Below are 20,721 nucleotides of genomic sequence, written 5' to 3'. Positions count from 1 at the left end.
AAATAAACCACAAATTACCAATAGCCGTCTTGAGAATGGCTTATTTGTTATGCGCATTTCCGTTACTACGTGCGTTGGCTAAGGATTTCAGACTTTCTCCTCCATCCTTAGGAAAAAGGGGAGCCTGGAGGGCTCCCGCAGCATTCCCGTTTCCGTACGGCCTGTTACTGTGCTTTGGCGAGCAGCTTCTGCATTTCCGTCATGAACTCTTCCGAAGCGGCGTCGATGGAAGAGGCTCCGAAAGCCACTTTCTCGCTCGTCACTTTCAGCAGCTTGATGAATTCGTTATCGAAAGGGAAGTGCTCGAAACCGTTGCCCGTCGACAGCTTGGTCGCCAGCGAGATATAGTCGTACAAAATTTTGTCGACCGGCGTCGATTGCGCAGACAGCACGTCGCGGATTTTGGCCGACGGCGGCACGCCGCGCGTGCTGCCCAGAATAGCGGCGGCTTCCGGATCGTTAACCATGAAGTCCATGAACTTGGCGACTTCCTCCGGATGCTTCGTTCCTTCGTAAGAGGTGATGAACTGACCGGAGATCGGAGGGCTCATTCCGTTGCCCGCCGGACCTGCCGGGTTCGGCAGAAGGCCAAGCTGGTCTTCGGTCAGGTCCTGGTAACCGAAAATTTGCGAAGCCGAGGCGCTCTGGATAGCGACTTGGCCTTTGACCGTCAGCGATTTGTCCACTGCATCCGGCGGGTTGGCCACCTGCACTTCCGCAGGCACGATCGCTCCTGCTTGGCGAAGCTCGTCCCACAGTGTGAACCAATTGACGATGTCCTGCTTGTCGAACTTGAGCTCGCCGTCGCGGTACAGCTCTTTGCCGTATGCGGCCAGGTAGGTGGACAGGGAAGCGTTGTCTCCCGACAGGTCATAGGCGCCGTAGAAGCCTTTGCCGAGGTTTTGCGAGATTTGCAGCGCGCTATTCTTGAAGTCGTCGAACGTCCAGCTTTCCCCGTTCGGGAGCGGCACGCCCGCTTTATTAAACATAGAGGCGTTGAACAGCAGGCCCGTCTGACTGACGCCGAGCGTCACGCCGTAATACTTGCCGTCGTACGTCGCTTCGTCGATCAAGCTTTGATCGAAGTCTTCGAGCTTGATCACGCTGCCGACGTAAGGCTGCAAGTCGAGCAGGGCGTTGCGATCCACGTACTCCTTGATGTTGCCGCCCATCTGGATCAGGTCGGGGGCGTTGCCCGCGGCGATCTGCGTGTTGAGCTTGTCGAAATAGCCGTCCATACCGGAATATTCCGCGGTGATTTTGATGTTCGGATTCTCTTTCTCGAACATTTCGATGACGGCAAGCGTTTTGTCGTGTCTCTCTTGCGACCCCCACCATGCCATTCTGAGTTCGATGCTGCCCGGTTTTTCCGAGGCGCCGGTTGAGGCGCTAGGACTGGCTCCGCCGGAACCGGATTTGGAGTCGTTCGCGTTGCCCGAGCAAGCGGACAGCAGAAGCGCGCATGTTGCGAACGCGGCGAACAAAGATTTTTTGCGTAACATTGAATCGGACCTCCTTTTTTTAACCTGCATGTTCATCATAAGAACTATTCGGTCGCGAGAACATAAAGAAAAGTAAGGCGATCCTTTAAAAATATCAGATGTTGGCGAGCGGACGGGCGAGAATATAAAAAAGAGACGGCCTCCGGATCGAGGACCGTCCCTTAATGCGGGTTATAGATGAGGAGGCTTGGCGTAAATCCGGTTGTACCGCTGCTGAAGGCCGTTGGAGATCAGTTGAAAGCCCATAATAAGCAGAACGTAAGCCGCCAGAGGAATGAACAGGATCCATTGCTTCGTGTAAAGGAAGCCTCGCGCCTGTCCGATCAGGCCAGCCCATTCGTTGGTGCGGCTGTGGTATTCGGGAGGATCCATGTACATCGTCGTGCCGCCTACGAACAGATTAAAAATCGCCAGCTGGCCGAACAGCGTCAGTACGAGTACGATTTCCTGCACGATCAAAATCAGAAAGCTTTCCTTCAGAAACGGGAACAAGTGCGAACGAACGATGGTCCAATGGCCGGCGCCGAGAGATTCGCTGGCAAGCACGTAAGGCCGCTCGCGAAGAACGATCGTTTTATCCTTAATTGTCGACAGGACGGAAGGGATGCCTACCGCCGTCAGTACGATCGCCAGCAGCAGGGAAAGCTGCGGCGGGGAAAGGGCGGAATTGATCGAAATGCCGATTAGCAGCAGCCATGTGATCAGAAAGATTGGGATGCCGTTGAGCGCTTTCCAGGAGTCTGTCGGTTGTTTCTCGGGTTGGCGTTCGCGGAAGTAACCGAGCAGCATGCCGATCAGACCGCCGATGAATACGCGCGCAAACCCGATTACGAAGGAGAGGAACAGCGTGTACTTTGCTCCGTCGAGCAGCTTGGTCAGCAGGTCGTAGCCGTACTTGTCCGTCCCGAATGGGTATCGTTGGCCGGGCGGGGCCGGAGGAGCGATAACCGTTCCTTTGCCTTGATCGTCCACGACATATTCGATTTTCAGTTGGTCTTGCAGGTCATGGGGAGAAAGGTACCCGCCAAGCAGAGCTCCCAGCGTCATCAGGACAATAATTGCAAGTCCGATTGTTAAGCTTTTGTTCATCGGGAGATCACCTTCTCCCATCCCCATAGATAGAGCCTTATCAATCCGTATACAATGGCGTACAGAACAATTAATGTCATTAATCCATTAACGACCAGCGCATATTGATAGCCGCCGAAGCCGATGGCGTCCGAGAACAGAAACGTGCCAACCCCGTTCAGATTATACAAGTACTCCAGGATGAACATGTTGCCCATCAAAATGCCGAGCAGCTTGTGCAGATCCGCCTTGAAGAAAGGCAGGACGTTAGGCAGGGCGTGATAAAAAACGATGCGCATTTTGCCCAGTCCGCGCGCTTTTGCAAAGCCGATATAATCTTCGCTTAGCGTAAGCCTCATTTGCACCGCCACGTTGCGGATCATGTAGTTGGCCGGGATGAGAGCGGCGGAGAAAAGCGGAAGCGCGATCGCGGGATCGTCAGTGGACAAGCTGGCAACCTGGAACACGACAAGTCCGGTTTTCGAGGCGATAAAAACAACGGAGAACTGCAGCAGCAAAATCAGGACAAAATCCGGCAAAGCGCCGAATAGCTCGACGATTCTCTTAAGCCATTCGACTCTGGAGAGAGCAAAGTAGACGCCGATGAGCAGGCCGAGCGTCATGCCGATCAAGCTGCCGAAGAAAATATAAAATAGCGATACTTGGAAGGAGACTCCGATCCGATCCCAGAAGGAGTATTCGTACTTGCCCGATACGAAGCGGAAGGAGTCGCCCGAACCCAGCCCGGAGAAGTAATCGCTTAGGGCCGCAAAGCTTTGCGACCATTGCAGCCTGAGCGGGCCTCCGTCGCCGTCCATTTGCAGCAGCAAAGGAAGCAGGGAGACGGCAAGTATGAACGCGAGGGCGACGGGAACGACCATCGCGGTTTTGACAACCCTGAGCATGCCGAATTCCGCATCCTTTCTCTCGTTTTGATTCATCTAGTATAGCTTCGGATAAAGGACATGAGAAGCGGATTTTGCAGAACCCGATACATTTGCACGATTTTTTACAATAATCAACGAACTGCTCCCCCGTACGCTGTATTTTCGACGCGCAAGTAATAAAATGGAGGCATTGCAAGGCTAATTCGGGGGTGGATGCCGTTGAAATTGAAAAAGAGAAGCATGACGTTGATCGCCGCGACGGCCTTGGCGCTTCTGTCTGCAGGCTGCGCTTCAAAGCCCGACGGGGGAGGGGAATGGAAGAAGTTCGAGAAGGACGAGCAGGCGGTATTAAAGGTAATGTATTGGGACGAGCAATCGTTCCATGAAGAATACGGGAACCTGTTCCGGAGCCAATATCCGAACGTTGAATTCGAAGTCATCGGACTTCCCGTCGGTTCGGACCCGTCGCTTTCGGTTACGGAGCTGTACAACCGGTATATCGATGCGAACAAGCCGGATATTCTATTCGTCGATAAGCATCGGTGGCTTGTCGAGGAAGGAAGGTTGCTGGAGCTGGACCCGATCATCAAGCAGCAGCAATTCGATTTGGACGGGTACATGCCTGCGGTTCTGTCGAAGCTTCGGGAGGAAGGGGACGGCAAGCTGTACGGATTGTCCCCGAATTTCAGAAGCTTCGGGATCTACTATAATGCCGAGATGTTCCGGAAATACGGGGTAGAGCCGCCAACCGATTCGATGACCTGGGAGGAAATATTCGAATTGGCCCGGCGGTTTCCGGCTGACGGAGCCGAGGACGAGCGGATATACGGGTTTTCGCTGGACGGGTTTGCTCCGCCGTTAGCGGACGTCTTGTACAGTCTGATGTCCCAAAACAAGAAAATTCTCGATTCGTCGGGCACGGCAGTCGGGCTGGACGGGGATTCCTGGAAGCGGACATTCGAATCGATCGTAAGCGTTGTGCGGTCGGGGGCCTACTATGTGCCTACACCTGAAGAGACGGCGAAGCGCACCCGATTTGAGGAGGACGACCGTTTCCTGATGGGGAAATCGGCCATGACCTATCGGGATCACTTTTACCTGCGACAGGTAGACAACTCCTCCTTAGATTGGGCGGTCGTCACCGCTCCGGTCGATGCGCGCAATCGCACGCAGAGCAGCGTCTACGAGCTTGGTCCGGCATTCGTGATCAGCAGCCAGTCCGCCAATCCTCGTGCGGCATGGGAGTTCGTCAAGTATGCCAATTCCGCGGAGTTCGCTCAAATTAGAAGCAACGCGAGCAGCGATTTCTTATTCAGCAGAACCGAATACATCCGATCGCCGTCGAAACGGGACATCTCGGCGTTGTATAAACTCGATCCCATCGCGAACGCAACCGATGAGTTCGTGGCCTTCGAGCCGAGAGTGAGGATCGATTTGGTACAGTTGATCGCAAGCGAGCTAGCTGCCGCAGGAGCAGGACAGAAGACGCTGGACGAAGCGATCGCAGCGATGCGCGAAGACGGGGGCGCGCTGTTGGTCGAGGCGAAGGCCAAGATGAAATGACGCAGCCACTCATTTGAATGGTTAAGGAAAGGTGCGGACAGACTAAGTAAGACAGTCCGTATAAAGGGGGCAAGCAAAGTGTATGCCTTATTGGGGATCTTGGGAGCAGCAGCTTGCATTTACGGCCTAGTGGGGTCGATCGTCATACTTCGAAATCAACAGCGAAAAGCCGGCGAAATGGATAAAGATGCAAGCTTGACCCAAGTAAAGCATCCGGTCCTCGCCAATCCGATCTTTCTTCTCTACGTCGTAATCCCTGTGCTTACGATCGTCATCGCCATGGTCTGGATTTTTATCACGGAGTCCTAAACGGAGGAATAGACATGAGCAAGCAAAAATATTATGTGTCCGTTCAGGCGAAAACGATATTGCCCAATCAAGGGGATGCAGCGTACGAGCTTGAAATTGAAGCTGAGCCTGAAGACGTACGACAGCTTCTTGAACTGTTCGAGGAGATGGAAAGCTTCGATAATGCAAGCGGTTTTAGGAATCTCATACCCGGAATTCCATACCATCATGACCAAGAAAACGACGGTTACGATTATTATCTTCGCGAAGTCTATAATAAGCTTCAAGAGGTCGGAACCGATGAGACGAAAAAACATATTTCCCAGATGAACCTGGAATAAGAGGCCCCCAGTGGGTATATCTCCGACTTTCCAATACGTCTTGGCCGAGATTGTTGAAAACGTTTGGGCAGTATGCTAAAATACTTCTAATTTAATTTCAGGTATTGGGGATGAATGAGAGAATGTGATTTTTCTTGCTAATAAAACAGCAAAGCGTACATTTCGCCTGTTTTGTTATGCAAGAAAATTACCTTCTCTTAGCTGTTTCGCCCATATTCTTATCCAGTTCCTATAAATAGGGATTGGATTTGCCGTATGAAACGAGCCGCGAGAAGATAATTTTCTTGCGGCTTTATTATTTATACGGAGGGATATATTTTATGTCATTAATTCATGTTAAAAATCTAACGTTTGCCTACGAAGGCAGCTACGATAACATTTTCGACAACGTCAGCTTTCAGATCGATACCGATTGGAAGCTGGGATTCACGGGAAGAAACGGCAGAGGAAAGACGACCTTCCTCAACCTGCTGCTCGGGAAATACGAATTCGAAGAAACGATTCATGCCAACGTCGATTTTGATTACTTTCCGTTCCCCGTACGCAACAGGTCGAGCAATACGCTGGACGTCATAGACGAAATTTTGCCGGATTACGAATATTGGCAGCTGTCGCGCGAGCTTTCGTTGCTTAAGATGACCGATGACGCGTTGTATAGGCCGTTCGATTCCCTTTCCAACGGAGAACAGACGAAGGTGCTGCTCGCCGCGCTGTTTCTTAAGGAAAACAGCTTCCTGCTAATCGACGAGCCGACGAACCATTTGGATCTGAACGGCAGACAAATCGTCAGCGATTACTTGAAAGCCAAGAAAGGCTTTATCCTCGTTTCGCACGACAGAGCTTTTCTCGACAACTGCGTGGACCATATTTTGTCGATCAATAAGACGAACATCGAGATACAGCGCGGGACCTTCTCCGACTGGTGGGATAACAAGCAGCGCCAGGACAATTTCGAGCTGGCCGAGAACGATAAGCTGAAAAAGGACATTAAGCGTCTGTCCGATGCAGCCAAACGGACCGGTAAGTGGTCGGACGAGGTGGAGAAATCGAAAACCGGCATTAAGAACGCCGATTTTTTCGTAGACAGAGGCTATATCGGCCATAAGGCCGCAAAAATGATGAAGCGCTCCAAATCGATGGAACGCAGGCAGCAGGAAGCGATCGACGAAAAGTCAAAGCTGCTTAAAAACATCGAAAGCTCAGAGCATCTAAAGCTTGCTCAGCTTGCTTACCATAAGAGTAGGCTCGTCGAGTTGGACCGCGTATCGATCCGCTACGGCGACAGGCGGGTATGCGAGGACGTCAGCTTTGCGGTCGAGCAGGGGGACAGAATCGCGTTGATCGGAGCGAACGGCTCGGGCAAATCGAGCATTCTCAAGCTGGTTTGCGGAGAGCAAATCGATTATGAAGGCGCGGTCAGAACGGGCAGCCAACTGAAAATCTCTTACGTTTCGCAGGATACTTCGCATTTGCGGGGCAACTTGACGGACTATGCGCGAAGCTTCGGCATAGACGAGAGTCTGTTCAAGTCGATTTTGCGCAAGCTTGATTTTGCCCGAGTCCAGTTCGACAAGGACATTTCCGCTTACAGCGGGGGGCAGAAGAAAAAGGTGCTGATCGCCAGAAGCTTGAGCGAACAGGCGCACCTGCACGTATGGGACGAACCGCTTAACTTCGTGGATGTCATCTCGCGCATGCAGATCGAAGAGCTGCTGCTCGAGCACTCGCCTACGCTGCTGTTCGTGGAGCACGACAGGGAGTTTTGCGACAATATTGCGACTCAGGTGGTGCGTTTATAAGCGACGCCAACGAGTGGACAGAGTCATTTCGCCATCCGTCTGCGGAATAAGGCGACTCCGGTCATCAGCAGAAGCGGACCGACGTAGGCGAGATTGTTGATCAGCGGCCAGGTGAGGTTAACGAGTTCTTCCATCGACGCTTCATTGGTATAGGTCGTAATCGACAGAAGCAGGCAGACGAACGATACGGGAAACACGAGAATGCGTTCGTCCTTCAGTCCCAACAGCTGCGTTACCGTTCGCATCAAAATGTGAAGCAGGATGGAGGCCTTGAAATAAAAACCGACGATAAGCGAGAAGCCGATGACGGATTCAATGCGTTCGATAATTTCCTGAATAAAAATAAGCCGTGATAGCTGGTAAAGCGAATATTTGAGGTCTCCCGACAACGGGCCCAGCACCATAATACTGCACACGATCGAGAGGATTAAGGTTGCGCCGTTGATCGCAAGACCGAGGAACAGATGCTTGGAGACGGAGGGCTTGTCCTTGGTCCATACGCAGGGCAGGATCATCGCGAACGCCACCAGCTCGGAATAGGGAAAGCCGTAGGCGATATATGCGGCGTTAAGGACCGGGCCGATGCCCTCCGGCATGAGGGGAAGAAGATATTCCGGATGATACAGATTGCCGACCAGGACGCAAACGAGAATAATGAAGCCGAACATCAGCACGAGCAGTACGGCTACCATTCTGGCGATCGCTTCGATGCCTGCGCGAACGGTCAGGGCGATGGTGGCGAACAGCAAGGAATTTACCGCGTAAGTCGGCGTTTCCTTGAGCATCGTGCTTTTGAAAAATAGACCGATTTCGATCACGATGCCCGCGACATGCCAGAACATGACGCAGGTAAACGGGATGAACAGCAATGCGGTCGCGGCGCGTCCAATTAGCAGTTGGCTGTATTCGATCATCGATTGCTCCGGAAACCGGCGGAACAAATACAGGACGCACGCCAGAAGAAGCATGCCCATGGCGAGGGCGATCAAGAGAGCGATCCAGCCTCCGTTGCCGGCGACGTTCGTCAAAGGCGCGGGAATGATGACAATGGACGAGCCCGTCATAAAAAACAGGAACAGCATCGTCATTTGAACCGAGTTGATCCGTTCCAACTTATCCATAGCCTCTCCGCCTTACCTTGTTCGATTAGGATTGCGCCGGGTTGAGTCGCCGGACGAGCAGTTCAGCAGGTCGCTGGAACCGGTCGAACAGCATGTCCAGGTTGGGCAACGGCGCATCCGTTACGAAAATAACGGCAAGATACAAAACTACCACACATAGCGCACCGTACAGGAGTCGTTCGCCTCTGCCCGTTCCGCCGAGCTTGGGAAGATCGGCAATGAGCATTCCGGCGGCCAACGCGAGCAGGCAAACGAGCTTTCCGAACACGGTTAATCCTCCTTTTGCCCGAAGGGCGTTCCGACATTCATGCCCGTGCTGATGACTTCCACTTGCACTTTGATCCGAAAGCGGCTCCGGGCGAACAATTCGTCCCAGGAAGGCTCCAGACGCTTCCATAGCTTCGGGCTTTTTCGATAGAGCCGGTTGCCGATTCCGATAACGTCGACTTGGTTCCGCTGAAGCTGGGAGAGGGCGTGCGCCATTCGCTCCTCGACCCGTTCGGCGATTCTGCTTTCGAATTTCCTCGTGTCCGCCGCCGATTTCAGATGCGAGCACCGCAGCTCGCCGATCATCGCCTTAATCCGCACGTCGATGTCGACCGTTACCTCGTCGTCCTCAATGTGCGGAACGATCGTACTGACCAGCGAAATGACCTCGACCGACTCCTTGTCGTTAATTTCGGCCTTGGCGGCGCCTAAACAAGGAAACTCCACTATTCCGCTTTTGTACCGGTCCGTCAGCATCAAGTAGGCTTCCGAATCTTTCTCCTCCAGAACGGTCACCAGTTTGCTATCTTTGACCATGGCAATTTTGGAAATGGTCGCGGTGCGACCGGAATCGCTCTTATGAATAAACGGAATGTCCGAGGCTCGCGAAGGGCTTTTCAGGTGAATGGCCAACTCGTACAACGGAATGCTCGTTGTTTTGGCAGAATAAAGAGAGCCGTTTGTTTCCATCTTTTTGTACTGCTGGCCTACGGTTTGCTCGATATAGGGAGGGATCTTCAAATAGTCTCCGGCTCGTCCTTCGGCGATAAGCGGCAGTACCGTTCCTCGCGGCTCATGATCCCGAGAGAAATAATCGAGAATTTCCCGGATATTTTGCGACCGCGCGAGCTGTTCTCCGATCAAAATAACGCGCATATGATCCCATTTCGCTTTGCGGCCGAACTTCATGGGAACGTCGCGAATAGCTTCGAACAGCGTCTTTCCGCTCGTGCTGATGTTGATGCCCTTCTGCGCAGCCTTGACTTCCTCTCCCATTCCCATTTTGCTCGACGGATTGTAGAATAGCGTCGTAAGCTGAAGCAGGCCGTCTTCACCGTGATCAATCGCTACAGCCTGGACGTAACCGTATTCGTCCAGCTCGTGATTGTCCCAGCAGCCTGCCGTCAACAAGAGTAACAACAGGGCGGCGGCGATGGAGAAGAGCGGCCTCATGCTCGCTGTTTTCCCTTCGGGCCGCCGCGGCGCAAATGTCGGTTACGCGGCGATCGCAGAAGCACGAGACGCGGGAATACGATCAGCGTATCCCTGAGGCGGCTGATGTCCAGCGGTCCGAACGAGGCCAAGTACGGCTGGCCGAGCGATCGCAGCTGTGACAGATGCAAATAGATGAGAAGAAAGCCGACCATAATGCCGAGTCCGCCAAACGTTGCAGCCAGAAGCATAAGCGGAAACCGCAAAATCCGGATGGCGATCGCCATATTGTATTGCGGAAGCGCGAACGACGCGATTCCCGTAAGGGCTACGACTATGACCATGACCGGCGAAGCGATCTGCGATTGAATAGCTGCCTGGCCGATGACAAGGGCGCCGACGATGCTTACGGCAGAGCCGATCGGACGAGGCAGGCGAATGCCGGCTTCCCGGAGCAGCTCGAAGAAAAATTCCATGATGAGCGCTTCGACAAGCGCAGGGAACGGAATGCCTTCCCGCGTATTCAGAATCGCCAGCAGCAGCACCGTCGGGATAAGCTCCGAATGAAAGGTGGACAGGGCGATATAGGTGCTCGGGAGCATCAACGCTATGATGAACGCGAACATCCTCAGGAAGCGGATGAGCGACGAGAACACCGTGCGATAGTAATAATCTTCGCTGGTCACGAAAAATTCCAGGAAAATGCCCGGACAGATGAGAATGGACGGGCTTCCGTTTACCAGCGCGATAATTTTGCCGTCGAGCAGCGCGGACACGGCGGTATCCGGTCGTTCCGTATAGCGAACCTGCGGAAACGGCGAGTAGCTGGAATCCTCGATCCATTCCTCCAAATAAGAGGTTTCGAGGATTTCCGCCTGCCCCACATCGGCGATTCGGCGCTTGAACTCGGCCAGCGTCTCCTCCTTGACGCTTCCGGACAAGTAGCCGTAAGCAATCTTCCTGTTGCTCTGTTCTCCGGCGGTGACAAATTCGAATTTCAAATTGGGCGACTTCAGCAGAGAACGCAGAACGCCGACATTGCGATCGAGATTTTCGATCGTGCTCACATGCGGGCCTTGCACGCTCGGCTCGGTGATCGCCTCCGACGGTTGGCGCTGTTCAAGATGAAGGGCGTCGTAGGCAAGCGCTTTGTTCCACCCGTCGAAAAAAATAACGACTTTCCCGTCCAACGCGCCGCGTACCGCTTCCCCCACAGTAGCGAGAAGCTCGGCGGACGAAGCGGAAGCGCCGCGATGTTCGTAAAAATGGGCGACCTCCTCCACAGTGACTTCTGTGGCCGGGCCGATGTCGTGAAATACGAGGTTTTGCAGCGTCTCTCTAAGAAAGCTGCGACGGTCGGAGCGGGCAAGCGTCTGAAAATAAACCGAAAAAGCCGATTGCTGCAGCTTCGGTCCATACTGCCATGCCGTCACTTCCAGATCGCCGCAACCGGCAAAAGTTTCTTTCATTCGCCGCAGGCTGTCCGGGAGCAGAGCGGGAATCGGCTCGGCGTGGGAAGTAGAAGACGGAGTCTCGGGTTGGGGCGGTATGCCGGAAGTCGCTTGTCGATAAGTCGGATTTTTCCTCATATGCGCCCGCCTCTACAGGAAAAGGATGACAATAGCGTAATTAAGTTGTCCGATTGGCAGGGGAAATATACAATTTCTGGACTGGTCATATGGAGAAGCGGCAGAAGGAAGGCGGAAGAGGCGAAGTTTTGCGAACGACAAAAAGAGGCGGACTCATAAGTAGAGTCGCACAAGATCATCCATTCGTACGACTCTTTTTTAGGAGACAGCCTCTATTGCTTGCTGGATCAGCGAACGTAAATGCCTCTGGCGTAAGGTGCGGGCGGCTCTACCTTTCGACTGATAGTCATAATCGCATGAAGCGCCCAGTAAGGATCGTTCAGCATGCCGCGCCCGACGGCGACCAACTCGGCGTCGCCATTGGCCAGAGCCGCCTCGGCCAGGTGAGGTTGGTCGAGATTGCCGACGGCGATGACCGGCACGTTCAGCGTCTCCTTGAAAGCTCGCGCGAACGGAAGCTGGTAGCCCGGATGGTTGGCCGGCTTGCGGCGTCCCGGAGGCGCTTCTCCTCCGCTGGATACGTGAAACATGTCGACGCCGGCGTCTTTGTAGCGCTGCGCGATTCGGAGCGCATGGTCGAGCTCGTAGCCGCCGTCCATATATTCGACCGCGGACATCCGCATAATTAGCGGCATGTTCTGCGGCATTGCGCTGCGGGCGGCTCTGACGACTTCTTCGCCGAAGAGGGCGAGATCGCGTCCGTATTCGTCGGAGCGATTGTTGATGCCAGGGGAATGGAACTGATGAAGCAGATAACCGTGCGCGCCGTGCAGCTCAATGGCGTCGAAGCCGGCCTCGACGGCGCGCCGGACGGAGTCCCGGAACTTGCCGACCATCGCTTGAACCTCCGACGTATCCAACGCCCTCGGTCGCCGGTACACGGTGTTCCCGGCAGCATCCGGAACGGGAATATCCGACGCTCCTACGGGTGCTGGGGCGTCCTCGGCTTTGCGTCCTGCGTGCGCGATCTGGATGGCGATTTTCGCCCCGTATTTATGAACTTCGTCCACGATGCGGGCATAAGCGGGAATTTGCTCGTCCGACCAGAGCCCCAGGTCGCGGTCGGAAATTCTGCCGTCCGGTTCGACGTCGGTCATCTCGACAATGATCAGTCCCGCGCCGCCAACAGCGCGAGAGACATAGTGAACGAAGTGCCAATCGGTCGGCGTGCCGTCCTTCAGCTCGACGGAATACTGGCACATCGGAGGCATGACTATACGGTTTGTTAAGGTAAGTCCCTTCAACGAAAAGGGGGAATCCAGGTGGGTCATCGACGATCTCTCCTCTGCCTATATAAGTTGAATTAATGGAGGGTAAGTCCATTCCCTATCTTCATGCCATTGGGTTATCTCTGCGAAGTCTCATCCTTTGCGTAGGTTTTCGCAGACGGGTCGGCTTTAGCCGCGGCGCGATTCAACGTCCTGCGAATCGCCGCTTCAATCCAGCGCCAGGGAACAAAGCGCGAAGCTGCAACAAGCGTGCGAGCCCCTTGGCCAATCGGATGCCGCAGCGTTTTCGTGCGGCTGGAAACAGCCAGCCGCGCGACCAACGCAGCTACCTCCCGCGGATGAGGAGCGGACTCCGCCGATTTGCGGGCGAAGCCGAGCACGGCGTTAAGCATCCTCTCGTAAGGAGAATCCGGCTTAGCGTGAATCGTGGCGAAGCCTTTGTCCCAGATCGGCGTGCGATAGGCTCCGGGTTCTACAAGGTATACCCGGATGCCGTAAGGCGCAACCTCGTGTCGCAGACTTTCGCTGAAGCCTTCAACCGCGAATTTGGAGGCGGCGTAGACTCCGTAACCGGGCAAACCGACCCTCCCGCTGACGCTGCCGATGTGGATGACGGTTCCTTCGCCTTGTCGGCGCATCGCGGGCAGCACGGCCTGCGTTACCGCGACGACGCCGATCAAGTTCGTTTCCAGCTGCGCTCGCCACGCTTCCAGCGGAACCTCTTCGACAAAGCCGCCAACGGCATAACCGGCGTTATTGACGAGCACGTCGATCCGTCCGTAGCGCTCGAGCGTCTGCGCAACGACCGCTTCTATTGAAGCGGCGTCGGTGACGTCGAGCCGGGCAACTTCCAATTTGTCGGCGACGCCAAGCCGTTCGGCTTCCTGAAGCAGCGGATCGCGACGCTGCGGATCGCGCATTGTCGCAACGACGCGACAGCCTTTATTCGCCAAAGAGAGGGAAATCAACAGACCGAAGCCGCTTGAGGCTCCGGTTACGAGCGCGATTCGCTCAACGGTCGACATGGACCGACCTCCTTTCCGGTTGCGGATGCCGTGCGGATGTCTATCAGTTTACCACTTTTTTGGTTTCGGGGCTCGCAGCGGCGGAACGAAATGCTGAAGCCAGAAGGCCGAACTGCTATAACTTGTATTTGCGCAGCAGAGGCACGCCGATTTTAGTAAGCAAATCTGCAAGCGCCGTCCAAGGCACACGCCGCCGCAGCGGCAGATGGCCGACTTGGACCGCCGTATATTCGATCTCCGCCTCGGCTCCCCGATTGCGCTTGAACTGGGCCGCTCCGGAGCTCTCGTGCAGCAGAACCCGTCGCTCGCAGGCGATTTCGATCAATCGCGCGGATAGCATCCGGTATAAGCCAAGCTGCTGCGGCAGCGATGTATCGTAACCGAATAACGGCGTTGTCATCGCGTCTCCTCTGAAGTAGAAGCCGAGCACCGCGTCGAGCCGGCCGTCGCGACGGAAGCCGTGAAGCTCCAGTATTCCGTTATGCAGCGCTTCTTTCAGATAACGTTCCGTGAACTGGGGATTATGTCGCGAATACTTCTCGAGATACAAGAGACGGTACAGTTCCGCGATGCGAGGGATATCGGAGTCCGCCATATCGTCGGGGCCGGCTCTTGCGTATCCCCCCTTGGCGGCCAAAGCGCCGTCCCGCTTCAACAGCCAGCGAGATTTGGCGCTGCCGAAACCGGTCTCGCCGGTTCGCAGCAAATAAATCTGTCTGCTTGGAACAAGAATGCAGCCACGGGACTGCAAGCTGTCGATCGTACGCTTGTTGAGAGAGGGACAGAGCGAGCGAAAGGCGATCGCATGTCCGGGAAAAAGCGCAAGCAGCTTATCCAGTACGGCTGCCCACTGCGATTCGGCAAGCTCGGGGGACAGGTTGGTGGACAGCAGCCAGTTATTGACATGTACGATCCGGTTGAAGTCGGCGCGTTTTAGCAGGCAGCCGACGCCAGACAGAAGAGCGTCCAAGCAACCGATCAACGCTCGATTGCCCAGCAATACAAGCTCCTGCTTCGCATAGCTGACATAGTGAGTATAAGGGGAGCATACGTAACTGTTGTCGTATTCCTTCTCGTTCACGGTTATGGGCAGCGGTATGCCGTCCACATCCAGCACAAGCAGCCGGGTGCGGACGTTGCGGACGAAGCGCTCGGAGCCTTCCGCGAGCAGCGGCAGCAAATATTGCTTAGCGTAACGGCCGTAATCGCTGTCGGGCCACACGTATTGATCTATATTGGCTGTATCGTACAGCTTGATGCGAGAGGTCATCGCTTGTATCTCCTTTCGACGCGCCGAAGCTTCGCGACGCCGGCTTCATGCGTGTAGGGGGAGAAGGCGAGAATTGGCGTTCGACAGCGCAGACGGCCGCATAACGCGGCAATGGCCGTGCGAACCCGATCCTCCGTCATGCTGCGCTGATCGTCCGGCAGCTCCAGCTCGATCGTCCATTGATCTAGTCCGGTCTGAATCGCCCGGTACTGCGCGATAGCGGGCGAAGCTCCGATGATCGCTCGCGTTACGAAGTCCGGATAGATGGTGACAAACTCTTCCCCTGAACTAGAGTCGCCGCTGTTCGTTGCGATAAAGATATCGTCGCAGCGGCCTTCAATCCGTTCGATAGCCGTAAACGGGGAACCGCAGGGACAGGGACGGTCGCTCTCCGTCAACAGATCGTTAAGCCGGTAACGGACAATCGGCTGCGTCTTGCGCGAGAAGTCGGTGACGATCGGCACGAACGTGCGGTCTTTTCCGGGCACGTATTCCTTTTCGATGTAGACGAGGTCCTCGTTCAGGTGAAGAGTCCCGTGCGGACAGGTGCAGCCGAGAAAGCCTTCTGTGCATTGATAGATTTGATGGACGATCTGGCCGAACGTCTGGCCGATATACTCGCGATCGAGCGGGTCCAGCACCTCCGCAACGGAAATCACTTGTCGCGGCTTCACGGTAAGCTTGCCGGAACGAACGGCTTCGGCAAGACGGCGAAGCAGGGAAGGAGGTCCCGCGATAACATCGGGCTGTTGGCGTTCTATACGCTCAATCTGGTCGGATAACGGTTCGAGCAGATCGTAAAATTGAAATGACAGCCGCCTGCTGCGCACCGACTCGTACAAATTGCTGTTCGCCCTCAGGAAAAAGGCGATCGAGCAGCGAGACAGCAGCGATCCGGGCAGCAGCTTGCCAAGTACGGCGCCGGCCCAGCCGGCCTGCTCCTGCGCGTCGACAAGGAATAGCCCGCGATTGCCTGACGTGCCGGATGACAATCCGACCGTCACCCGGCCGATAGCGGGCTGAAAGTCTCGCGAAGATTCGGCGGCCTCGGCCACGGCAAACGCTTGGGATTTCGTGATGCCCGCCGTATTGAGCGTATCGAAATGCGCCATCATCACCGTTTTGTCGATGGACGGGAAGGAGCGCCACTGATCGGAGGGGATAGAGCCCCACCAATCGCGATAGAAAGCGGAGCGTTCGCGGACATGCGAGACATGCCGGACGACGAGCCGCTCCAGCTTGCGTTCGAAGGTTCGGCGATCCTGCTTGCCGCCGCGTCTTTTGCCGCTTCGATAATACTTGATAAACGCCAGCGCATTCCGAATCATAAGCGTCTCACCTCCCGGCTGTCGATATCGAAAAACTCCCGGCAATGACTTGGCGCGATAACCAGCTCCGGATCGGCCGCCTGCCAGCTGCGCAGCCGTCGGAACGAATCGCGGTAAGCCGCGCGGTCATGCATAACCAGACCCGCGGCAGGGTGGGGCGGGCGGTTGTCGCGGAGCGCCCGGCTCGACCAGGAGGCGTCGGCGCAGAGCAGTACGCGCGCGTCCGATGTAGATAGCAGCAGGCCGACCTGGCCCGCCGCATGTCCCGGCATGGCAATCGCGATCAGGCTGCCGTCGCCGAACAGGTCGTAGCCGGAGTCAAATGGAACGTTATCCGGCAGAGAGACGCGTTCGGCCAATGATTCGATCGGCTGGGCGATTTCGGAGAAGCGATCCGGAAGCAGGCCGGCGACGAAGCCCGCTCGGGTCGCCCGGATCGGCCCGAGATTGCGGACGGCGTCGTATGCCGCCTGCGGGTATAGAAAGCGGGAGAACGGAAAGTCCCGCGCGCCGCCGATATGGTCCGCATGGAAATGCGAAAGAATAACGAAGCGAACGTCCTCGGCGGCAATGCCGAGACGAGCGAGCTGCCGGACGGCGACGTTTTCTTCGCGCAAAATTACCGGTGTGAGACGACGATACATGGAATAAGGAAAAGAAGCGGTTAGCTCCCGGAACCGGTGAGAATAGCCGGTATCAAACAGGATCCAGCCCTGCGAGGGGTGACGGATGCAGGCGAATCCGGCCGGATAAGCGGCCGGGCGCAGCGAACCGCCTCGCAGCGTCACAAATTCGGGATGAACGCAATAACCGGCGGACATCAGCATCAGCTCGACTAGAACTTGCTGCGGTTGGTTCATGACAGGTTGCTCCTCCACCAGTCCGCAAAGCGGCGCAAGCCTTCGTCGACGGAAATTCGCGGCTCGTATCGCAGCGCGTCGCGCGCCTTGGTCAGATCAAGCGTCTGACTGTAAGCAAGCAGCCCGACCGTATAGCGGGTAAACGGCGGTTCCGCCCCCAGCGCAGGGAAAGCTCTATACAGCCACTCCAGCATTTGTCCTGCTGCAAGGGCGGCGGGACGGGAGACGCGCCGCGTGCGAAGCGGCAGCTCCAACAGGTCGAACAAGCGGCGCAGCACCTCGATCAGCTTGACCGGCTCGCCGTTCGACAGATTGTAGATCGCGCCGGCTGCGCTCTCCGGTGCGGAGCAAGCCAGCACTAGCCCGTCAACGGCGTTATCGATATAGGTCAGATCGAGCAGAGCCTCTCCGCCGCCGATTAGAGGAATACCGCGCGATTCCTGCACCCTCAGCAGCCGCGGAAACAGCGACGTGTCTCCCGGACCGAACACCGCCCTCGGACGCACGACGATTGAAGACAATCCGTCACGGCTCGCATTCGCCACGACCCTTTCCGCGATTAGCTTGGTGGCGGCGTAAGAGTTGACCGGCTTGCGAGGCAGTTCCTCTTCCTCGGAAACTAGCAGCCGATCATTATAATTGAAGTAAACGCTTGGCGTCGAGACGTGAACGAGCCTGCGCACGCCATGACGAAGGCAACCGGCGACGATATTCTCCGTTCCGGAGACGTTAGTCTCGTAGAAAGCCGGGTAGCGGCCCCAAGGAGAAGACAGCGCTGCACAGTGAATGACGTAGTCGCGTCCCTCGCAAACGTCTTCGATTTCCCGGCGATTGCGCAGGTCCGCCTGAACGAAGGGGATGCCCTGCCCGGTCAATTGACGGCCGACGCTCTCATCGCGCCCCAGCCCCGTCACTTCCCAGCCGAGGCGATGAAGACGAACGGCCGTCGCCCGGCCTAGAAATCCGGTCGCTCCCGTTACTAAGACTCGTTTCATGAATCACCATTCCATTCAATATCGAAGGTAGACGCTTGCTGCAGCGTCAGGTTCCGCCGTTTGGCCGTCTTCCTTGTCCATGCGAGCAGGCGGAACTGCTCCGCGAAAGGCTTCGGATCGTCTCGCCGGAACACGACATCTCGTCCGTTTTGCCATGCGCGCAGCCATTCGCCGGGCATCCTCTCGCGGACGGATTGAACGAGACCGTAGCTCAGCATAGCGGCGGACAGCATGGCGCCGCGACCGGCCTTGCTCGCAGGAGAAGTAATCCGATCGGCCGCAAGAAGAGCGGAGGGGGCGAGCAGCGCTTCCGTCAGCCCGCAATCCGAACTGAACAGATGCACGCCGCTGGTCGCGCGAGGATTGCATTCCATCGGCATAACGGCGCCTTCCGGTGATACCATGAAATCGAAGGCGATCTGTCCGGTAAAGCCGATGCCGGCCACAAAGCGCCGAACCCAATCGAGCAGCATCGGCTGCTCGGCCGGTTCGTAGTGAATGCTGGCTCCGCGGCCGGCGCGAAACCGGCTGCGGTATGCAGTATGCGCTGCGATGCGGCCAGACTGCGCCACACTGTAGGTGCACCACTCCTCGCCGCGAAGCAGCTCTTGAGCGACCCACGGCCGCTGGAAAGACACGCCGGTTGTTTCGAGCTCCTCTACCATTTCTTTGCTGCGCTTGGCAGTAGACAAAGGAGCTCGGCGAAGATCCAGCAGCAGCGTGCGCGAAGCAAATCGCGAGTACGCCGGCTTGAGCACGAGACCTTCGCGGAACCGCGATTGTTGCAGCAGCGGCAGCCAGCCGTCGGGGGTATCGACCGGAACCGTAGTCGGGACGGGCAGGCCGATTTCCGCGACGGTTGCAATAAACTTGCCTTTATGATGAAGGCGGTCCATTTCAGCAAGCGGAGCGGCCAGCACGCGGCACAAGCCTGCGAAGCGGCCGAGCTCCTTAGAGATATGGAAGATTTCTTCGCAGGTCGGAATCAGTAGATCGATGCGGTGTTCCCTGACAATCTCGCACAACGCGGCGGCGAACCTCCCCGAGCCTTCGGACGGAGGCGGAACAAGAAAGCTCCGCTCGACGGCGCAGGAAACTCGGCACAAATGATAGGGAGCCGATTCGGCCGCATAAACCCGATGTCCGGCTGAGTGAAAAAGGCGGGCCAGCTCCAGCGCTGCGGGCGAACGGCCTCCCGTAAGAAGAATGCGCTGCGGCCTCTGCGAATCCGATGCTGTCTCAGCGACCGCCTCAGTAGTCAAGGATCAACCCTCCAAGCGTCAGTCCCGCCGCCGTGCCGATAAGCAGCACGCGGTCTCCCCGTGCGATCCGTCCGGTGCGGATCGCTTCATGCAGTCCCATCGGAAGCGAGGCGGCGATCGTATTGCCGTGATTCGGCGTAATATAGACAAGCTGGCGCTCGGCGATGCCCAGCTTTTTGCGCATAAGGCGAACGGCCATCGCGCTGCCCTGATGGGGGATGACCGCTGAAAAATCGGTCATGCTCGTATGAGAAGCTCGTAGCAGCTCCTCAGTGAAGTCGGGTAGAAGGCGAGAGGCCATTCTATAGATGGCCGGGCCATCCATCTGGAACAAATAGTCGTCGGCACCCGCAGGGCGATACCCGTTCGGATGGCGTTTGGTGCCGCCGGCGCGAATTTCGGAGAAAGCGGCTCCGGCGCTGTAAGTGCGCATAGAAGCTCCGACGATAGCGGACGGTTCGCCATCCTCCGCCGGACCGATGACCACTGCAGCGGCTCCGTCTCCGAATAGCGCCGCGCTTTCCTTATGCCGCCAATCGAGGCCGACCGAAGCGATCTCGGACGTCACGATCAGTACGTAGCGATATCTCCCGGCGGCGATCATGCAGGACATGGCGTCGAGGGCGGCCAGAAAGCTGAGGCAGGTCGAATCGATATCGAAGGCGGGGACTCCGGATTGCTCCATTCCCAGCGCTTGCTGAATAAAGACGGCGGAGCAGGGAAGGGCTTGCTCCTTCGTGCCGCTGGCGCCGACTAGACAATCCATGTCGGAAAATTTCAAATTTGCCGCCTCAAGGGCGGCCAGCGCGGCTTTCGCTCCCATTGCGGAAGCCGTATCGTCTTCCCCGGCGTAGTGCCGGGCGACGATATCCGTGACCCTGCGGGTCCAGCCCCGCGACACTCCGAGGCGATCGTCCATTTCCAAATCGGTGATGGGCCGGCCGGGCAAATATTTTCCCGTTCCGTATATTTTGACTTTGCGTATGTTCATTAGAGATTCTCCTTTCCGCGCATCGTTCCCGCACGTTCATTGTGCCGGATCGTCGGCGGAGCGAATAGTACCTATTTTGCTTAGTACCCCATGATTCGACTGCAACTGTACATGTTCGACAAAGGAGGCGTCCGTTCCTGTCGCACGACAAAACAGCCCGGACCGCGAACGGCCGGGCTGAGCG

19 protein-coding genes are annotated in these 20,721 nt (G+C 56.3%); 4 read left to right on the top strand and 15 right to left on the bottom strand.

From position 1 onward, the window contains the following. Positions 1 to 164: 164 nt before the first annotated feature. The 3 genes from DFP98_RS29020 to DFP98_RS29010 form a co-directional block, all read right to left on the bottom strand. Positions 165 to 1,502, bottom strand: a complete 1,338-nt coding sequence (locus DFP98_RS29020) for an ABC transporter substrate-binding protein (protein ID WP_181918003.1) — start codon at positions 1,500 to 1,502, stop codon at positions 165 to 167. Positions 1,503 to 1,673: 171 nt separating this feature from the next. Next, positions 1,674 to 2,591: an ABC transporter permease gene (locus DFP98_RS29015; protein WP_181918002.1), complete on the bottom strand. Its 918-nt coding sequence runs from the start codon at positions 2,589 to 2,591 to the stop codon at positions 1,674 to 1,676. Continuing rightward, positions 2,588 to 3,511, bottom strand: coding sequence for an ABC transporter permease subunit (locus DFP98_RS29010; protein ID WP_116064137.1), 924 nt, complete (start codon positions 3,509 to 3,511; stop codon positions 2,588 to 2,590). The genes DFP98_RS29015 and DFP98_RS29010 overlap by 4 nt, the downstream gene beginning before the upstream one ends. A gap of 165 nt (positions 3,512 to 3,676) precedes the next feature. On the opposite strand from DFP98_RS29010, the gene DFP98_RS29005 reads away from it, so the two are divergent. The 4 genes from DFP98_RS29005 (at position 3,677) to abc-f (ending at position 7,448) form a co-directional block, all read left to right on the top strand. After that, complete coding sequence (locus DFP98_RS29005; protein WP_181918001.1) at positions 3,677 to 5,020, top strand: ABC transporter substrate-binding protein; 1,344 nt, start codon at positions 3,677 to 3,679, stop codon at positions 5,018 to 5,020. Between the two features lie 78 nt (positions 5,021 to 5,098). Next, positions 5,099 to 5,329 (top strand): hypothetical protein, encoded by a 231-nt coding sequence (locus DFP98_RS39540; RefSeq protein ID WP_116064135.1) that lies wholly within the window; start codon positions 5,099 to 5,101, stop codon positions 5,327 to 5,329. 14 nt (positions 5,330 to 5,343) lie between these two features. Beyond that, the gene (locus DFP98_RS28995; RefSeq protein WP_116064134.1) at positions 5,344 to 5,649 is read left to right on the top strand and encodes a hypothetical protein; all 306 of its coding nucleotides are present in this window, start codon (positions 5,344 to 5,346) and stop codon (positions 5,647 to 5,649) included. Positions 5,650 to 5,969: 320 nt separating this feature from the next. Beyond that, positions 5,970 to 7,448 carry a ribosomal protection-like ABC-F family protein gene (gene abc-f / locus DFP98_RS28990; protein ID WP_116064133.1) on the top strand — a complete coding sequence of 493 codons (1,479 nt, stop codon included), beginning with the start codon at positions 5,970 to 5,972 and terminating at the stop codon, positions 7,446 to 7,448. Between the two features lie 23 nt (positions 7,449 to 7,471). Here abc-f and DFP98_RS28985 read toward each other — a convergent pair whose 3' ends face one another. The 12 genes from DFP98_RS28985 to DFP98_RS28930 all read right to left on the bottom strand — a co-directional run bounded on the left by DFP98_RS28985 (position 7,472) and on the right by DFP98_RS28930 (position 20,537). Beyond that, on the bottom strand, positions 7,472 to 8,569 hold the full coding sequence (locus tag DFP98_RS28985) for a GerAB/ArcD/ProY family transporter (protein ID WP_116064132.1): 1,098 nt from the start codon (positions 8,567 to 8,569) through the stop codon (positions 7,472 to 7,474). Between the two features lie 25 nt (positions 8,570 to 8,594). Further along, positions 8,595 to 8,837, bottom strand: a complete 243-nt coding sequence (locus DFP98_RS28980; protein ID WP_116064131.1) for a hypothetical protein — start codon at positions 8,835 to 8,837, stop codon at positions 8,595 to 8,597. A 2-nt stretch (positions 8,838 to 8,839) separates the two neighbouring features. Further along, the gene (locus DFP98_RS28975) at positions 8,840 to 10,009 is read right to left on the bottom strand and encodes a Ger(x)C family spore germination protein (RefSeq protein WP_116064130.1); all 1,170 of its coding nucleotides are present in this window, start codon (positions 10,007 to 10,009) and stop codon (positions 8,840 to 8,842) included. After that, entirely contained in the window at positions 10,006 to 11,577 is a 1,572-nt protein-coding gene (locus DFP98_RS28970; RefSeq protein ID WP_116064129.1) for a spore germination protein, read from the bottom strand. Before DFP98_RS28970 ends, DFP98_RS28975 begins: the two co-directional genes overlap by 4 nt. Positions 11,578 to 11,804: 227 nt before the next feature. After that, positions 11,805 to 12,848 carry an NADH:flavin oxidoreductase/NADH oxidase gene (locus DFP98_RS28965; protein ID WP_116064128.1) on the bottom strand — a complete coding sequence of 348 codons (1,044 nt, stop codon included), beginning with the start codon at positions 12,846 to 12,848 and terminating at the stop codon, positions 11,805 to 11,807. A gap of 74 nt (positions 12,849 to 12,922) precedes the next feature. Continuing rightward, a complete protein-coding gene (locus DFP98_RS28960; RefSeq protein WP_116064127.1) occupies positions 12,923 to 13,831 on the bottom strand; it encodes an SDR family oxidoreductase in 909 nt (302 codons plus the stop codon). A gap of 115 nt (positions 13,832 to 13,946) precedes the next feature. After that, positions 13,947 to 15,101 (bottom strand): GNAT family N-acetyltransferase, encoded by a 1,155-nt coding sequence (locus DFP98_RS28955; RefSeq protein ID WP_116064126.1) that lies wholly within the window; start codon positions 15,099 to 15,101, stop codon positions 13,947 to 13,949. After that, positions 15,098 to 16,429: a F390 synthetase-related protein gene (locus tag DFP98_RS28950; RefSeq protein WP_116064125.1), complete on the bottom strand. Its 1,332-nt coding sequence runs from the start codon at positions 16,427 to 16,429 to the stop codon at positions 15,098 to 15,100. The genes DFP98_RS28955 and DFP98_RS28950 overlap by 4 nt, the downstream gene beginning before the upstream one ends. After that, the gene (locus DFP98_RS28945; RefSeq protein ID WP_116064124.1) at positions 16,426 to 17,289 is read right to left on the bottom strand and encodes an MBL fold metallo-hydrolase; all 864 of its coding nucleotides are present in this window, start codon (positions 17,287 to 17,289) and stop codon (positions 16,426 to 16,428) included. Before DFP98_RS28945 ends, DFP98_RS28950 begins: the two co-directional genes overlap by 4 nt. Then, positions 17,286 to 18,284, bottom strand: a complete 999-nt coding sequence (locus tag DFP98_RS28940) for an NAD-dependent epimerase/dehydratase family protein (protein ID WP_116064123.1) — start codon at positions 18,282 to 18,284, stop codon at positions 17,286 to 17,288. The genes DFP98_RS28945 and DFP98_RS28940 overlap by 4 nt, the downstream gene beginning before the upstream one ends. Next, positions 18,281 to 19,546: an ATP-grasp domain-containing protein gene (locus tag DFP98_RS28935; protein WP_116064122.1), complete on the bottom strand. Its 1,266-nt coding sequence runs from the start codon at positions 19,544 to 19,546 to the stop codon at positions 18,281 to 18,283. Before DFP98_RS28935 ends, DFP98_RS28940 begins: the two co-directional genes overlap by 4 nt. Beyond that, entirely contained in the window at positions 19,536 to 20,537 is a 1,002-nt protein-coding gene (locus DFP98_RS28930) for a beta-ketoacyl-ACP synthase III (protein ID WP_116064121.1), read from the bottom strand. The genes DFP98_RS28935 and DFP98_RS28930 overlap by 11 nt, the downstream gene beginning before the upstream one ends. Positions 20,538 to 20,721 lie beyond the last annotated feature (184 nt).

It is taken from the genome of Cohnella phaseoli (assembly GCF_003386235.1).
Taxonomy (GTDB): domain Bacteria; phylum Bacillota; class Bacilli; order Paenibacillales; family Paenibacillaceae; genus Cohnella; species Cohnella phaseoli.
Note: the sequence above shows the minus strand (reverse complement) of the source record. Positions and strands in the feature narration are given on the sequence as shown.

Coding starts and splice junctions, on each gene's coding strand:
- DFP98_RS28940 (WP_116064123.1), bottom strand. CDS start 18,284: ATGAAACGAGTCTTAGTAACGGGAGCGACCGGATTTCTAGGCCGGGCG.
- DFP98_RS28995 (WP_116064134.1), top strand. CDS start 5,344: ATGAGCAAGCAAAAATATTATGTGTCCGTTCAGGCGAAAACGATATTG.
- DFP98_RS28975 (WP_116064130.1), bottom strand. CDS start 10,009: ATGAGGCCGCTCTTCTCCATCGCCGCCGCCCTGTTGTTACTCTTGTTG.
- DFP98_RS28965 (WP_116064128.1), bottom strand. CDS start 12,848: ATGACCCACCTGGATTCCCCCTTTTCGTTGAAGGGACTTACCTTAACA.
- DFP98_RS28960 (WP_116064127.1), bottom strand. CDS start 13,831: ATGTCGACCGTTGAGCGAATCGCGCTCGTAACCGGAGCCTCAAGCGGC.
- DFP98_RS29015 (WP_181918002.1), bottom strand. CDS start 2,591: ATGAACAAAAGCTTAACAATCGGACTTGCAATTATTGTCCTGATGACG.
- DFP98_RS29010 (WP_116064137.1), bottom strand. CDS start 3,511: ATGAATCAAAACGAGAGAAAGGATGCGGAATTCGGCATGCTCAGGGTT.
- DFP98_RS28970 (WP_116064129.1), bottom strand. CDS start 11,577: ATGAGGAAAAATCCGACTTATCGACAAGCGACTTCCGGCATACCGCCC.
- DFP98_RS28955 (WP_116064126.1), bottom strand. CDS start 15,101: ATGACCTCTCGCATCAAGCTGTACGATACAGCCAATATAGATCAATAC.
- DFP98_RS28950 (WP_116064125.1), bottom strand. CDS start 16,429: ATGATTCGGAATGCGCTGGCGTTTATCAAGTATTATCGAAGCGGCAAA.
- DFP98_RS28930 (WP_116064121.1), bottom strand. CDS start 20,537: ATGAACATACGCAAAGTCAAAATATACGGAACGGGAAAATATTTGCCC.
- abc-f (WP_116064133.1), top strand. CDS start 5,970: ATGTCATTAATTCATGTTAAAAATCTAACGTTTGCCTACGAAGGCAGC.
- DFP98_RS28945 (WP_116064124.1), bottom strand. CDS start 17,289: ATGAACCAACCGCAGCAAGTTCTAGTCGAGCTGATGCTGATGTCCGCC.
- DFP98_RS29020 (WP_181918003.1), bottom strand. CDS start 1,502: ATGTTACGCAAAAAATCTTTGTTCGCCGCGTTCGCAACATGCGCGCTT.
- DFP98_RS28985 (WP_116064132.1), bottom strand. CDS start 8,569: ATGGATAAGTTGGAACGGATCAACTCGGTTCAAATGACGATGCTGTTC.